Here is a 15921-nt window from a genome sequence, read left to right on the forward strand (position 1 = left end):
TCCTCCAGAGATAAAATGTTTGGCAATTACAGAGTCAGGAAGCCGTCATACAGTCCGTAGGCAGCCACCAGGGCGCCCACGACCACTGCGGCGAAAATCAGCTTCTCGACGTTGGTGAAAACCGGTTGTTTGAGTTCGAGCTTGGCCTTGGCGAACAGGATCGCGCCTGGCGCATAAAGCAGGGCCGAGAGCAGCAGGTACTTCACGCCGCCGGCGTACAGCAGCCACACCGCGTAGATCAGGGCGATGCCGCCGATGATCAGGTCCTTGCGCCGCTCGGCCGCGAAACCTTCATAACTTTCGCCGCGCACCGCCAGCAGCAGGGCGTAGGCCGCCGACCACAGGTAGGGCACCAGAATCATCGATGTGGCGAGGTAGATCAGCGAAAGGTAAGTGCTGGCCGAGAACAGGGTGATGACCAGGAAAATCTGCACCATCGCGTTGGTCAGCCACAGGGCGTTGACCGGTACGTGGTTGGCGTTTTCCTTGCGCAGGAACTCCGGCATGGTGTGGTCTTTGGCGGCGGCGAACATGATCTCCGCACACAGCAGCACCCACGACAGCAGCGCCCCCAGCAGCGAGATGATCAGACCGACGCTGATCAGCGCTGCGCCCCACGGACCGACCACGTGCTCAAGCACGGCAGCCATCGACGGGTTCTGCAATTTGGCCAGTTCTGGCTGAGTCATGATGCCCAGCGACAGCACGTTCACCAGCATCAAAAACAGCAGCACGGTGATGAAGCCGATCACGGTGGCCTTGCCGACGTCGGAGCGTTTTTCGGCGCGGGCCGAGAATATGCTCGCGCCCTCGATGCCGATGAACACCCACACAGTGACCAGCATCATGTTGCGTACCTGGTTCATCACGCTGCCCAGGTCCGGGTTTTTCAGGCCCCAGATATCGGCGGTGAAGATGTCCAGTTTGAAGGCGAAGACGGCGATCAACACAAACAGCACCAGCGGCACGACTTTGGCCACGGTGGTCACGAGGTTGATGAATGCCGCTTCCTTGATCCCGCGAAGTACCAGGAAATGCACCGCCCACAACAGAATCGAAGCACCAATGACCGCAGCAACCGTGTTGCCTTCACCGAAAATCGGGAAGAAATAACCGAGGGTACTGAACAGCAGAACGAAGTAACCGACGTTGCCCAGCCACGCACTGATCCAGTAACCCCAGGCGGATGAGAAACCCATGTAATCGCCGAACCCGGCCTTAGCGTAGGCGTAGACACCGCCGTCCAGGTCAGGCTTGCGATTGGCGAGGGTTTGAAAGACGAAAGCGAGGGTGAGCATGCCGACAGCGGTGATGGCCCAACCGATCAGCACTGCACCGACGTCGGCACTGGCGGCCATGTTTTGTGGCAAGGAGAATATCCCGCCACCGATCATTGAACCGACTACCAATGCAACCAGTGCACCGAGTCGTAGTTTTCCGGGAGCTTCAGACATTGCATGACTCCATTGCAGGAAGAGATCACAGCGTAGTTCTGTTGTCTGTTCAAACAGCTGACTTGGATCAGTTCATGGTCACATTCCATTGTTAATGAATGACTTAAGGAGTCGCTTGAGGCATAAAGCGACCGTCTGCGAGGCCCGTTCCAGAACGGTTTTTCGCTATGTGGTTGGGAATGGCTATTATTGCTTTCGAGTTATGACGCTAGTTCTTTTTCCGGGTTTGGCAAATTCCCCCCATCTGTTTTCAGTACAGAATTGATTTATCAGGATCAGCGCACAAAACTGTCTTAACGTGGTAGGCGTTAGCTTTATCCGCTATATATAAAGGCTGTTGTTTGGCTTTATTCGACAGGTGTTCTTACTCTTGATCCGTTTAGTTAATAACCAGAATATGACGAGCCTTGTGGCGAAGGGATAAATCCCCTCGCCACAGGTGTAAACAGGTTTCGAGAACGGGTAGTCAGGAAGAGGGAGACTGGAATGTCGCAACCGACGCAAAAGCTGCGCCTTGGTGCGTTGATCGCCCTGGTGGTGGGGTCGATGATTGGCGGCGGAATTTTCTCGCTGCCGCAGAACATGGCGGCACGCGCCGATGCGGGAGCGATCCTGATCGGTTGGGGGATTACTGCCATTGGCATGCTGACCCTGGCCTTCGTGTTTCAGACCCTGGCCAACCGCAAGCCCGAGCTGGATTCTGGCGTCTATGCCTACGCCAAGGCCGGGTTTGGCGACTACATGGGCTTCTCGTCCGCCTGGGGTTACTGGATCAGTGCCTGGCTGGGCAATGTCGGCTACTTCGTTCTGCTGTTCAGCACCCTCGGTTATTTCTTTCCGGTATTCGGCCAGGGCAATACGCCGATCGCCATTGGCTGCGCCTCGGTGCTGCTGTGGGCTGTGCACTTTCTGGTGATGCGCGGGATCAAGGAGGCGGCGTTCATCAACCAGGTGACCACCGTGGCCAAGATCGTGCCGCTGATCATGTTCATCGTTATCGCCGCTGTGGCGTTCAAGGCTGACATTTTTTCCCGCGACATCTGGGGCCGCAGCAACCCGAGTTTCGGCGGGGTGATGGATCAGGTGCGCAACATGATGCTGGTGACGGTGTTCGTCTTCATCGGCATCGAGGGCGCCAGCGTGTACTCGGCGCGAGCGGAAAAACGCAGCGATGTCGGGCGTGCCACGGTGATCGGATTCATCGGCGTACTGGCGCTGCTGGTGCTGGTCAACGTGTTGTCACTGGGGATCATGAGCCAGCCGGAACTGGCCAACCTGCAGAACCCGTCGCTGGCGGCGGTGCTTGAGCACATCGTCGGGCCGTGGGGGGCGCTGGCGATCAGCATCGGTTTGGCGATCTCGCTGCTTGGGGCGTTGCTGTCGTGGGCGTTGCTCTGTGCCGAAATCCTTTTCGCCACGGCCCGGGACAAGACCATGCCGGCGTTCCTGAAAAAGGAAAACGCCAACCATGTGCCCGTCAACGCGTTGTGGCTGACCAACGTGATGATTCAGATTTTCCTGCTGATCACGCTGTTCTCGGAGGGCACGTACACCAGCCTTATTTATCTGGCGTCATCAATGATTCTGGTGCCGTACCTGTGGTCGGCGGCGTACGCGGTGTTGTTGAGCGGGCGCGGCGAAACCTACGAACACGCTTCGGCCGAACGCACCAAGGATCTGCTTATTGGCGGCATCGCCCTGAGTTATGCGGTGTGGCTTTTGTATGCCGGCGGGGTGAAATATCTGCTGCTGTCGGCGCTGTTGTATGCGCCGGGAGTGATTCTGTTCGCCAAGGCCAAACATGAGCAGGGAGAGCCGCTGTTCACCCATGTCGAGAAGGGCATTTTTACGTGCGTGATCATTGGCGCGGGGCTGGCGGCTTATGGTTTGTACAGTGGTGTTTTGTCGTTGTGAGGTTGTCGGGTGCACTTTGAGCCGGAGGGAGAGGGGGCCTTTGACCCTGTGGGAGCTGGCTGCCAGCGATAGCGGTGTGTCAGTCGACCCCTGTATCAACTGATCCACCGTCATCGCTGGCAAGCCAGCTCCCACAGGGACTTGAGGTGATCCACTAGACGCGGAATTGATCCATCAATTTCATCTGCTGGCTGGCCAACGCATTGAGCTGGCTGCTGATCGCCGCCGACTCTGTGGCTTGCCCGGTCAAGGTTTCAGTCACCGTACGAATCGCCGAGACGTTGCGGTTAACCTCTTCAGCCACTGCGCTCTGCTGTTCGGCGGCGCTGGCGATTTGCAGGTTCATGTCGCTGATCACCGTCACCGCGTCGCTGATCTTGCCCAGCGCATCCACGGCCTGGCGGATTTGCCCGGCGTTGTTGTGGGCCTGGGTCTGGCTCGAATGCATGGTCGCGACAACGCCACGAGTGCCAGTCTGAATTTTCTCGATGACGATGCGGATTTCTTCCACAGAATCCTGCGTGCGCTTGGCGAGGTTGCGCACTTCATCCGCGACCACGGCAAAACCGCGACCGCTTTCCCCGGCGCGGGCGGCTTCGATGGCGGCGTTGAGCGCCAGCAGGTTGGTTTGCTCGGCGATGCTGCGGATCACTTCCAGAACCGAACCGATCTGCTCGCTGTTGACCGCCAGTGCTTCAACTTCGGTCACCGCTTTACTGACTTCATCGGCCAGTTGATTGATGTCGCGGGTGCTGCGCTCGATGATCGACATGCCGTCCTTGGCTGACTGGTCGGCACGCTTGGCGGCGTTGGCCGCGTTCGATGCGCTGTTGGCGACATCGTGGGCGGTGGCGCTCATTTCGTTGGACGCGGTGGCGACCTGGTCGATTTCGCGGAACTGCACCTGCATGCCTTCGCTGGTCTGACGGGCAATTTCCGAAGACTGGTCGGCAGTGCCGCGAGCCTCGGTGATGCTCTGTTTGATCTGCGCGATGGTCGGTTGCAGCTTGTCGAGAAAACGGTTGAACCAGTTCACCAGTTCGCCCAGCTCATCCTTCTTGCTGTAGTTCAGGCGTTGGGTCAGATCACCTTCACCGCTGGCGATGTTTTTCAGCATCTCGGCGACGCTGTTGATCGGGCGAGTGACGCCGGAAGCGGTGAGCCATATCAGCAGCAGGCCAATCACACCCGCGACCACAGCAACTGCCAGCGCCGTGAACACACCGGTTTCCTGTGCTTCGTCGAGCACCGCTTGCAGCTTGACCGAGTCGGCCAGCAGCACTTGTTTGGGCAGGTCGATGACCACGCCCCAGGCGCGCGAGTTGCCAATCGGATCGACCGGATACACCGCCCGGATCAGGTCGCCCTGTTCGAGGATTTTCGGCGTGCCGCTGCCGAGCAGTTGCAGCACGTCTTTGCCCTCGGCGCCGAGGGTGTCGCTGATCTTCTTGCCGACTTTGGTAGCGTCGGAGCTATCGGCAGCCAGCACGCCGCTGCCGGAGACAATGAGCATATGCCCGGCGTTGTTGAACAGGTTGCGCTGGGATTCCACCGTTGCAGCTTGCAAGGCATCGAGGGCGATGTCGACACCGACCACACCGATGGCTTTGCCGTCGACGATCAACGGCACGGAAATGGTCGTCATGAGCATTTCCTTGCCGCCGACGGTGTCAGCGTACGGGTCGAGCAGGCAGGTGCGTTTGTTGTCGCGAGGGCAGGTGTACCAGCTGTTATAGGGCGTACCGCTGACGCTGAGGGTGGTTTTGGTCAAATCATCTTCTACCATCACCGTGTTCAGCGAGGCACCGCCGGCGCGGCTCCAGTACGCGGCGAAGCGTCCGGCTTCGTTGGACTGGCGGGCGGCGTCGTTGGCAAACTCGCTGTCCTTGCCGTCCAGGCTATTGGGTTCGAAGGCGAGCCAGATGCCGAGCACTTTGTCGTTGCGCTCGAAGGCAGTTTTCAGGCTCAGGTTCAACTCTTCACGCAAGGCGCCGGCGTCCAGCGAACGCTTGGCGGCCATCACGCGCATGTCCTTGATCTGGTCGGCCAGCGCGGTGATCACCACCAGGCTTTCGCCGAAGGTTTTCTGCACTCGCACCGCCTGTTCGGCGGCTTTGGCCTGCAACAAGTCTTGCACGCTGGCGGTGAGCATCTTGCTGCTGGAATGGCTGACCAGTTCGTCGTTCTGGTTGGTCTGGTAAATGTTCATGCCGACGATCAGCGCAACCACACCGAGCAGGCACAGACCGGAGAGCAGAACGATTTTCAGGCGAATGGAAAGAGAGTCGAACATGGGGCGATCTCGCGAATGAATAAACGGGGGGCTGTGGGTACGAAGTACCCGAATCGCCAAATCCATTCAGCGCCATTCAATGCTCATCGGCGTGGAACGAGAGCGCATGAGGTGTTTGCCGACGGACGGTCAGCGCTAAACGTTTGCGCAGGGGAATGTGCTGAAAAGGGGATTAATTACAGGGATGTTTCAGGGTTGTTGCAGGAGGCTGGATGCAGGTGGATGCTTTTGTGGCGAGGGGATTTATCCCCGATGGTTTGCGCAGCAGACCCAAAATTTGACAACCCGTTTTGGCTGACACTACGCGGGGTCTGATTTGTGGCTGTTGCGCAGCCAATCGGGGATAAATCCCCTCTCCACAGAAGCTCCTTTGACCAGGGGGTTATGGGCAGTCAGGAAGGGGTGGCGATAGTTTCCGGTCGCGACCAGATCCATAGATTGCCCATGGCCATCCCGGCCATCGCCAAATAAATCGGCCAGCCGTGATCGAGCATCACCAGCATCAACGTCGCACACAGCAACATGCTCAGCGTGGCGCTGACTTTGGCCTTGCGCGCGATGATCTTGCCGTTGCGCCAGTTACTCAGGATTGGCCCGAATAGCCGATGGTTTTCCAGCCAGGCACTCAGGCGCGGTGAACTGCGGGTGGCGGCCCAGGCGGCGAGGAGGATGAACTCGGTGGTCGGCAATCCGGGTACGACAATGGCGATCAGGCCGATGCCGAGGCTGACGTAGGCCAGCAGACCGAACAGCAGACGGGCGAGTTTGGAGGAGGCTGGTTGCGGCATGGGCTCAGCGGGCGGCTTCTAGAGCGGAATGGGGATCTTACAGACTTACTCTGTCCCCTGTAGGAGCTGCCGCAGGCTGCGATCTTTTGATGTTGTTTTCAGGATCAAAAGATCGCAGCCTGCGGCAGCTCCTACAGGGAGAGTTTCTATCAGGCAGGCTCGGCTTCTGTCGCGTAAGCCTGTTCCAGCAGCACGGTGAAGCGGTTGAACGCGTCAATCGCGCCTTGCTCCACTTCGGCTTCTTCCTCGGCGCTGAATTGCAACGCGTCGAGGGTTTTGACGAAGCGCTTCCAGCCTTCGGCGCGGCCACCTTCAGGTTCGCCCAAATGGCGGGCACCAAAGGTTTCACTCAGCTCCAGCGCCACGGCGCGTTTGATCAGGAATGCCGCACCAAGCTTCGAACCTTCAGAAACGAAGATCCAACCGAGCGCTCGGGCCTTGCTCGGGTTTTTCACCGCGCCGGCCACCGGTGCCGGCACTTCGGTGTCGAGATCGGCCAGATCAGCCTTGGCTGCATCAGCGCGGCAGCGAGCCGGCAGGTCAGGCACGATCGCAGTCAGTTCGGCATCGTTGTACAGCGCAACCAGTTCCGACTGGAACAGGTATTGCGCGACCACGAAACGGGCGAAGTTGGCGCGGGTTTCAAACGGCGCATGGGCTTTGACCAAGGTGTCGAGTTTGCTGTGCGGCTCGTGGGTGATCTGGTTCAGGCGTTGTGAACGCAGGGCTTTTTCCGAAGAGGTCATGACGTGTCCTTGATAAATGAGGCGCTTGATAACAAGACGAACGGGCAAGCGCCGGACAGTAAAAAAAGCCTCACTGCGCGTGCGTATACACGCGCAGCGAGGCCGGCGGGGTCAGATGTCCCACACCAGATTGATTGCGAAGTTACGACCCGGTTGGGTCAGGCGATCAAGGTTGGCCGGTTGCGTCACCGAGGCTTCGCCGACGCTGTCGTAGCCGCGCACGTCATCCCACTGCCAGTATTTCTTGTCGGTCAGGTTGTAGAGGCCGGCGTTCAGGGTCACTTCGTCAGTAACCTTGTAGAAGCCCGCCAGGTCGAGCACGCCATAACCCGGCGTCTTGAACTGGGAACTGGTGCCGTCCGGCGTGTTGAAACTGCTGCTGTCGACGCGGTCCTTGCGCTTGACCAGCGTCCAGCTCAGCAGGGCACCGTAGTTGTCGTGGTCGTAACCGAGGCCGAACACGCCGGTCAGCGGATTGACGCTGTTCAGAGGTTGCCCGCTGTCATCGTTGCGACCGTAGAGATAGGCCATCGAGCCTTGGGTGTAGAGGCCGGTCGGCGCGCCGAATGCATCAAGGTTCAGACGACCCTTGAGTTCCACTCCCTTGATGGTCGCGTGCTTGATGTTATTGCTCTGGAAAGTGGTCTCCGAGTAACCGGGGGTGATGGCGTTTTCGTCGATGAAATCACGGTACTTGTTGTAGAACACCGCCACGTCGAACGTGCCTGCCTCGAACTGGCCGCGCAGGCCGGTTTCATAGCTCTTGCTCTTTTCCGGGTCGAGATCGGGATTCGGCGCGACCTGATAGCCGCCGGCGAGGTTTTCAAAACGGCCATAAAGGGCTTTCGCGGTCGGCGTGCGGAACCCTTCAGCGTACTGGCCGTACCAGGTGTAGTTGTCGTTGAAGCTGTAAGTGGTGCCGAACTTGGGCGACAGACGATGCCAGGTTTTGGTCTTGTCGCTGACCACGCCGTTGCCGCTCTGGTCGGCAGTGACCAGGAATTCGTCGGTGATGTGTGGCTTGAGCTGGGTGTAGTCGTAACGTGCCCCCGGCAGGAAAGTCCAGTTGCCCCAACTGATCTGATCCTGGGCAAACAGGCTGTAGCTGTTGATGGTCGGATCGGGGAAGTCGCTGGCCGGTGTCAGGGTATCGGCAGCGCTTGGCGCGCCGATCACACGGCAGGCGCCGGCCACGGTCAGGCAAGTGCCGCTGCCGGTGCGCAGACCGGTGACTTTGTCCTGTTTGATCGTGGTGCCGTAGGTGACAACGTGGTCGGTGTCAGCAATGGCGAAGGACTTGTCAGCCTGGGCATCGAACACCCATTGGCGATCTTTGTAGGTGGTCTCGCGTTCGCGCAATACGGTGCGCGAAGGCGCGTAGATTTCTTCGGTGCTCTGGTCGGTTTTCGCGATCTGGTAATTGAGCGACCACTTGATGTTGTCAGCCAGCGCGCTGTCGAGACCAAAGCTGTGTTCCAGGCCAAAACGCTCGCGCGTGACGGTATCGTTGCCCGTGCGGGATTTGTAGAAACCGAAACCCCGTCCAGCGTTGAACGGCCCGCCGACAGCGCTCAACTGGTTAGTGTCGCGGTCGTCCTTGTAATGTTCGTAGGTCAGCCCGAAGCGCGCATCGTCGGCGTAATTCCAGCCCAGTTTGGCCAGAACGTTGGTGGTGCGTACATCTTCGGGATTGGCCTCGGTGCGGTTCAGGCCGGTGCCACCGGTTTCCCCGTAGGATTCGGTTTCATGGCCATTGCGCTGGCTCAGGTGCAGCAAACCGTCAAAATCGCCATTGCGGCCAGCGACCGTGCCGGAGGTCAGCCAGCTGTCGTCAGCGGAGCTGTAACCGGTTTTCAACCGCGCGCCGACGTCCTTGCCAGGTTTGATGATGTCGTCCGGGTCGAGGGTGTAGTAGCTGACGGCGCCGCCGATGGCGTTGCTGCCGTAGAGCACTGATGCCGGGCCGCGGAGAATTTCCACGCGTTTGACGATTTCCGGGTCGACGTAATTGCGATTGGTCTGGGCGTAGGGGCCATTGAAGAAGCTGTCCGGCACTTGCACGCCGTCGATCTGCGTCAGGACGCGGTCGCCATCGATACCCCGGATGTTGTAGCCAGTCAGCCCGGCGCGCTGACCGGCGCCGCCGACCGACACGCCCGGCTCATAGCGCACCAGATCCTTGATGGAGTTGACGTTGTTGCGATCGAGTTCTTCACGTGTTTGCACGGTAACGGTGCTTGGCACGCTGTTCACCGACTGTTCCTGGCGGGTGGCGCTGATGGTCACCTGATCGAGATTCAGTGCGCCGCTGCTGCTGCGCTTCTCCAGCACCACGTTGTTGTTGCTCAGCTTGCGGAAGCTCAGGTTGGTCCCCACCAACAGGCGCTCCAGGGCTTTTTCCGGTGGCAGCGAGCCGCGCACGCCCGGCGACGAGATGCCCTGACCCAGTTCTGCCGGCAGGCCGATCTGCCAACCGGTCACGGTGGTGAACGCGTTAAGCGCCGACACCAGCGGCTGCTGACTGATAGAGAAAGAGTAATCACCCATGTTGCGCGCCGGTTGCTCGGTCGCAGCCATCAGTGGCGCGGTGCCGGCCATGAGGATGGCCGCGGTCAGCAGCGACAATACGCGGGAAGGGGAAGAGGTCTGGCGGGTAAGGCGAAAGGACATCGATAGCGCTCCGTGTCGCACGAATCTTTATAGTTGCTGACGCGTATCCGAGGATGCGAATCAATTGCATTGGCTATAACTAGACGAACGCGCTCACGCTATCGAGTAAAAATAATTCTCATTTAGTTCAGGATGACCAGCGCCGGGAATTCCTGCAGGCGCGCCGAGGTGATGTGCGCGAGAGAACGCACCACGTCGAGCGGCTGATCGAGGCGGTAATTGCCGGTCACGGCAACGCCGGCCAACTGCTCGTTGTTGTTGATGATCCAGCCCGGATAGTAACGGCGCAACTCGGCCAGTACCTGATTCAGCGGGCAGTTCTCGAACACCAGTCGGCCTTGCACCCACGCCAGATCGGTATTGGCGTCGAGCTTGGCCGGGCGATCGAAACCGTTGGGGCCGATGCGGATACTTTCCCCGGCTGACAGGCGCACCCGCGCATCGTTGTGGGTGGCGCGCAAATCGACATCGCCACGCTGCACATTGACCTGCGCGATTCCGTCCAGATAGCGCACGGCGAACGCGGTGTCGCGCACGCTGGCCTTGACCGGGCCGGCGTCAATTTCCAGCGGTTGATTGCGATTGGCCGCGACCTCGAAAAACGCTTCGCCCTGATACAACCGCGCGACGCGCTGCTGATCATCGATGGTGCTGGAGAACGCCGAGTTGGTGTTGAGCAGGACTTGCGAACCGTCCTCCAGTTGCAGGCGCTGACGTTCGCCGACCACGGTCAGATGATCAGCCTGCAAACGCATCGGCAGGTTGCTGAAACTGAACAGACCAAGCACCAGCACGGCGGCGGTGGCCAGCGGTTTCCAGTGTGGACGCAGCCGTTGGAGGAAGGTGACTTTCGCGGGTTTTGAAGCCAGGTTTTGCGCGCACTGGGCGATTTGCGGACCGTCCCAGATTGCCTGAGCCTTGGCGAACGCCTCGGCATTCAATGGATCCGCTGCCAGCCAGGCATGGAACTGCCGGGTCTGCTCCTCGTCCGGGCTGCCGAGCACGATGAGCCAGTCCAGGGCCTGGTCCATTGCACTTGCAGCGTCCTGCGCCGACGCGGGCGAAGGCGAGCGATGGGTGTCCGTCACGGTGTTTCCTCGGGCTTCTGGCGAAGCAGTTTCAAGCTTCAAGCTGCAAGCTGCAAGCCAGATGCGTGTACTGCTTTTCGTTTTTACTTGGAGCGTGAAGCTTACAGCTTGCCGCTGCTGTCGTGTCGTTCGGCGACGCCGATGCAAATGCTCATGATCAGTTTGAGTTCTTTTTGCACGGTGCTGAGGGACACACTCAGTTCTTCGGCGATTTCCTGATAACTGTGCCCGTGCAGGCGGCTGAGGATGAAGATCTGCTGCTGGCGCGGGCTGAGTTGACTGAGACTCACGTTCAAGCGCTCCAGCATCTGTTCGGCGTGGGCGGCGTCTTCGGCGCTGCTGGCAGGGGCGGCGATGCTGTGCACGATTTCCTGCGGCACGTCATCGACCATGGTCCGCGAATGAATCTTGCGCGCACGCAGATGATCGAGCGCCAGGTTGCGCGCGGTCTGGAAGACAAAGGGTTCGAGGTGATCGATGGCCCGCTCGTTCAGCGCCCGCGCCACGCGCAGATAGGTCTCCTGCAGCAGGTCTTCAGCGGTGCTGTGATTGTTGACCATCCGTTCCAGCGTACGCAGCAGCGAAATGCGCTGGGTGAGGAAGACGTGGTTGAAGCGCGATTGACTCACGGGAGGACCTGATCCATTTCAAGCGAATGATAATGATTGTCATCTAGCTGAATGGTCAAGCATTGATTTGTCAGAGATCGGTAAAGGTCTGGATTGCACCGAGATAACTGTAGGAGCTGCCGTAGGCTGCGATCTTTTGATGTTGTTTTTATAACAAGATCAACAGATCGCAGCCTTCGGCAGTTCCTACAGGGAGAGTCAGTCAACTACCGGAAGCTGTAATGAAAGCTTACTCGGCGTTACACAATGCCAGGCAGTTATCCAGCATGCGGTTGGAGAAGCCCCACTCGTTGTCGTACCAAGCCAGCACTTTCAGCAGTTTGCCGCTGGATTTGGTGTGGTTGGCGTCGAAGATCGACGACAGCGGGTTGTGGTTGAAGTCGCTGGAAACCAGCGGCAACGTGTTGTAACCCAAAATTTTCGAGTGTTGGCTGGCAGCCTTGAGCAGTGCGTTGACTTCCTCGGCCGTGGCTTCTTTCTTCAGTTGTACGGTCAGATCCACCAGCGACACATTGATCACCGGCACCCGCACGGCCATGCCGGTCAGTTTGCCCGCCAGTTCCGGCAGTACCAGGCCTACCGCTTCAGCGGCGCCGGTCTTGCTCGGGATCATGTTCTGCGTGGCCGAACGCGCGCGGTACGGGTCGGTGTGGTAGACGTCGGTCAGGTTCTGATCGTTGGTGTAGGCGTGGATCGTGGTCATCAAACCGCTTTCGATGCCCAGCTCACGGTGCAGCACTTGCGCCACCGGTGCCAGGCAGTTGGTGGTGCACGAAGCGTTGGAGATGATCTGGTGCGACTGGCGCAGAATGTCGTGGTTCACACCGTAAACGACGGTGGCATCGGCACCTTTGGCCGGGGCCGAGATGATCACTTTGCGCGCGCCGGCAGTAATATGCGCAGCGGCTTTGGCTCGGTCGGTGAACAGACCGGTGCATTCGAAGACTACATCGATTTTTTCCGCAGCCCATGGCAGCTCGGCCGGGTTGCGAATGGCGCTGACCGCAATGCGGTCGCCGTTGACGGTCAGGCTTTCGTTGTCGTGCGCCACTTCGGCGTCGAACGTGCCATGAACGGTGTCGTATTTGAGCAGATGCGCGTTGATCGAGCTGTCGCCCAGATCGTTGATGGCGACAATCTGCAGATCCTGTCGATAGCCTTGGGTATACAGTGCGCGAAGGACATTACGGCCAATGCGGCCAAAACCATTGATTGCAATTCGAAGAGTCATGGAGCAGCGCCGCCGTCGTTTTGTTGTTGGAATTACAAGATTATTCGCATAAAAATAGAAAACAAGCCTTTTTAGTGGCAATATTTTGTTTTATCTACAACGAGTGACCTGAATCAACTGGTCCGAATGATCAAGAAAACCGTCCGTCATCCCGAATGCGCGGGCCCTTGGTCAGCATAGACAATCAGGTCGCCATATCCGTTAGCCTGGAGTTCTAAACATGCATCCCCGCGTCCTTGAGGTCACCGAACGGCTTATCGCCCGCAGCCGCGCCACGCGTCAGGCTTACCTTGCGCTGATTCGCGGCGCTGCAACTGACGGCCCGATGCGCGGCAAGCTGCAATGCGCCAACTTCGCTCACGGCGTGGCCGGGTGCGGCACTGAAGACAAGCACAGCCTGCGGATGATGAACTCGGCGAACATCGCCATTGTTTCTTCATATAACGACATGCTCTCGGCGCATCAGCCGTACGAAGTCTTCCCTGAACAAATCAAAAACGCCTTGCGTGAAATCGGTTCGGTCGGCCAGTTCGCTGGCGGCACTCCGGCGATGTGTGATGGCGTGACCCAAGGCGAACCGGGCATGGAACTGAGCCTGCCGAGCCGCGAAGTGATCGCGATGTCGACGGCGGTGGCGTTGTCCCACAACATGTTCGACGGCGCGCTGATGCTCGGCATCTGCGACAAGATCGTGCCGGGCCTGATGATGGGCTCGCTGCGTTTCGGTCATCTGCCGACAATCTTCGTGCCGGGCGGGCCGATGGTCTCGGGCATTTCCAACAAGGAAAAAGCCGACGTTCGGCAGAAGTACGCCGAAGGCAAAGCGACCCGCGAAGAGCTGCTGGAATCGGAGATGAAGTCCTACCACAGCCCGGGCACCTGCACGTTCTACGGTACCGCCAACACCAACCAGTTGCTGATGGAAGTCATGGGCCTGCACTTGCCGGGCGCCTCTTTCGTCAACCCGAACACGCCGCTGCGTGATGCACTGACCCGCGAAGCGGCGCATCAAGTCACGCGCCTGACCAAGCAGAACGGCAACTTCATGCCGATCGGCGAAATCGTCGACGAGAAGTCGCTGGTCAACTCGATTGTCGCGCTGCACGCCACTGGCGGCTCGACCAACCACACCCTGCACATGCCGGCCATCGCCATGGCAGCGGGCATTCAACTGACCTGGCAGGACATGGCCGACCTCTCCGAAGTCGTCCCGACCCTGAGCCACGTCTATCCGAACGGCAAAGCCGACATCAACCACTTCCAGGCAGCGGGCGGCATGTCGTTCCTGATCCGCGAACTGCTCGGTGCCGGCCTGCTGCACGAAGACGTCAACACCGTGCTCGGCCACGGCTTGAGCAAGTACACCAAAGAGCCGTTCCTCGATAACGGCGAACTGGTATGGCGCGAAGGCCCGGTCGACAGCCTCGACGAAAACATTTTGCGACCGGTGGCACGCGCGTTCTCGCCGGAGGGTGGTCTGCGGGTGATGGAGGGCAACCTCGGTCGCGGTGTGATGAAGGTGTCTGCGGTGGCGCTGGAAAACCAGATTGTCGAAGCGCCGGCCATGGTGTTCCAGGATCAACAGGATCTGGCCGACGCGTTCAAAGCCGGTTTGCTTGAGAAGGATTTCGTCGCCGTGATGCGCTTCCAGGGCCCGCGCTCCAACGGCATGCCCGAGTTGCACAAGATGACGCCGTTCCTCGGCGTGCTGCAGGATCGCGGCTTCAAAGTAGCGTTGGTGACGGACGGGCGCATGTCCGGCGCCTCGGGGAAAATCCCGGCGGCAATCCACGTCAGTCCGGAAGCTTATGTCGGTGGTGCTTTGGCTCGTGTGCAAGAGGGCGATATCATCCGCGTCGATGGCGTCAAAGGCACTTTGGAACTTAAAGTGGACGCCGACGAATTTGCAGCGCGCGAACCCGCCAAAGGCCTGTTGGGCAACAACATTGGCAGCGGTCGCGAACTGTTCGGTTTCATGCGCGTGGCCTTCAGCTCGGCGGAGCAGGGCGCCAGCGCCTTCACTTCTGCCCTGGAGACGCTTAATTGAAACTGGCTTTGGTCGGTGACATCGGAGGCACCAACGCACGGTTCGCGTTGTGGAAAAACCAGCAACTGGAATCGATTCAAGTGTTGGCCACGGCGGACCATGCCAGCCCGGAAGAGGCCATCAGCCTCTACCTGAGCGGGCTCGGTCTGGCGCCGGGCGCTATCGGTTCGGTGTGCCTGTCGGTGGCCGGCCCGGTGAGTGGCGATGAATTCAAGTTCACAAACAACCACTGGCGGCTGAGCCGCAAAGCGTTCTGCAACATTTTGCAGGTCGAGCAGTTGTTGCTGGTCAACGACTTCTCGGCGATGGCGCTGGGCATGACCCGTTTGCAGCCGGGCGAGTTTCGGGTGGTGTGCGAAGGCACGCCAGAGCCGTTGCGTCCGGCAGTGGTGATTGGTCCGGGCACTGGCCTTGGCGTCGGTACTTTGCTCGATCTGGGCGAGGGCCGATTTGCAGCGCTTCCGGGCGAAGGTGGTCACGTTGATCTGCCGCTGAGCAGCCCGCGTGAAACACAGCTCTGGCAGCACATCCACAACGAGATCGGCCATGTCAGCGCCGAAACTGCGCTGAGTGGTGGTGGTTTGCCGCGTGTCTATCGGGCGATTTGTGCGGTGGATGGCCATGAGCCGACGCTCGAAACGCCAGAAGCCATTACTGCCGCAGGCCTTGCAGGCGATCCGATTGCGCTGGAAGTGCTGGAGCAGTTCTGCTGCTGGCTCGGCCGCGTGGCGGGTAACAACGTGCTGACCACTGGCGCACGGGGTGGGGTGTTTATCGTCGGTGGGGTGATTCCGCGCTTTGCCGACTTCTTCCTTGAAAGTGGTTTTGCCCGCAGTTTTGCCGACAAGGGCTGCATGAGCGATTACTTCAAAGGCATTCCGGTGTGGCTGGTGACGGCACCGTATTCCGGGCTGGTTGGCGCCGGCGTGGCCCTGGATCAGTCAATCCCGACCTGAAATGCAATCAAACTGTAGGAGTGAGCCTGCTCGCGATAGCGGTATGTCAGTCAACCAATGTGTTGAATGTAAGACTGCTATCACGAGCAGGCTCACTCCTACAGT

At 59.3% G+C, this 15921-nt stretch carries 11 protein-coding genes and 1 pseudogene; 3 read left to right on the top strand and 9 right to left on the bottom strand.

Translation table 11 applies throughout. The features are described from left to right. Nucleotides 1–26: 26 nt before the first annotated feature. A complete protein-coding gene (gene arcD, locus ICA15_RS14670; RefSeq protein ID WP_150592879.1) occupies nt 27–1454 on the bottom strand; it encodes an arginine-ornithine antiporter in 1428 nt (475 codons plus the stop codon). A 486-nt stretch (nt 1455–1940) separates the two neighbouring features. On the opposite strand from arcD (ICA15_RS14670), the gene arcD (ICA15_RS14675) reads away from it, so the two are divergent. Further along, complete coding sequence (gene arcD, locus ICA15_RS14675; protein WP_210554132.1) at nt 1941–3368, top strand: arginine-ornithine antiporter; 1428 nt, start codon at nt 1941–1943, stop codon at nt 3366–3368. Between the two features lie 154 nt (nt 3369–3522). Here arcD (ICA15_RS14675) and ICA15_RS28625 read toward each other — a convergent pair whose 3' ends face one another. The 8 genes and pseudogenes from ICA15_RS28625 to gap all read right to left on the bottom strand — a co-directional run bounded on the left by ICA15_RS28625 (nt 3523) and on the right by gap (nt 12813). Beyond that, the gene (locus ICA15_RS28625) at nt 3523–4278 is read right to left on the bottom strand and encodes a methyl-accepting chemotaxis protein (protein ID WP_411959657.1); all 756 of its coding nucleotides are present in this window, start codon (nt 4276–4278) and stop codon (nt 3523–3525) included. 150 nt (nt 4279–4428) lie between these two features. After that, nucleotides 4429–5727 (bottom strand): annotated as a pseudogene (locus tag ICA15_RS28630) (chemotaxis protein); the annotation flags it as partial. A 326-nt stretch (nt 5728–6053) separates the two neighbouring features. Further along, on the bottom strand, nt 6054–6449 hold the full coding sequence (locus ICA15_RS14685) for a YbaN family protein (RefSeq protein ID WP_210554130.1): 396 nt from the start codon (nt 6447–6449) through the stop codon (nt 6054–6056). A gap of 149 nt (nt 6450–6598) precedes the next feature. After that, nucleotides 6599–7195, bottom strand: a complete 597-nt coding sequence (locus tag ICA15_RS14690) for a biliverdin-producing heme oxygenase (protein ID WP_210554129.1) — start codon at nt 7193–7195, stop codon at nt 6599–6601. Nucleotides 7196–7306: 111 nt separating this feature from the next. Beyond that, nucleotides 7307–9865, bottom strand: a complete 2559-nt coding sequence (locus tag ICA15_RS14695) for a TonB-dependent receptor (RefSeq protein ID WP_210554128.1) — start codon at nt 9863–9865, stop codon at nt 7307–7309. Between the two features lie 122 nt (nt 9866–9987). Beyond that, on the bottom strand, nt 9988–10953 hold the full coding sequence (locus ICA15_RS14700) for a FecR family protein (RefSeq protein ID WP_210554127.1): 966 nt from the start codon (nt 10951–10953) through the stop codon (nt 9988–9990). Nucleotides 10954–11054: 101 nt separating this feature from the next. Continuing rightward, on the bottom strand, nt 11055–11582 hold the full coding sequence (locus ICA15_RS14705; protein ID WP_150601626.1) for an RNA polymerase sigma factor: 528 nt from the start codon (nt 11580–11582) through the stop codon (nt 11055–11057). A gap of 229 nt (nt 11583–11811) precedes the next feature. After that, nucleotides 11812–12813: a type I glyceraldehyde-3-phosphate dehydrogenase gene (gap, locus tag ICA15_RS14710; RefSeq protein ID WP_047300149.1), complete on the bottom strand. Its 1002-nt coding sequence runs from the start codon at nt 12811–12813 to the stop codon at nt 11812–11814. A gap of 220 nt (nt 12814–13033) precedes the next feature. Between gap and edd the strand changes: the two genes are divergently transcribed. Then, complete coding sequence (gene edd, locus ICA15_RS14715) at nt 13034–14860, top strand: phosphogluconate dehydratase (protein ID WP_150601625.1); 1827 nt, start codon at nt 13034–13036, stop codon at nt 14858–14860. Beyond that, the gene (locus ICA15_RS14720; protein WP_210554126.1) at nt 14857–15816 is read left to right on the top strand and encodes a glucokinase; all 960 of its coding nucleotides are present in this window, start codon (nt 14857–14859) and stop codon (nt 15814–15816) included. Before edd ends, ICA15_RS14720 begins: the two co-directional genes overlap by 4 nt. Nucleotides 15817–15921 lie beyond the last annotated feature (105 nt).

It is taken from the genome of Pseudomonas sp. P116, from assembly GCF_020149425.1.
GTDB classification, from domain to species: Bacteria; Pseudomonadota; Gammaproteobacteria; order Pseudomonadales; family Pseudomonadaceae; genus Aquipseudomonas; species Aquipseudomonas anatoliensis.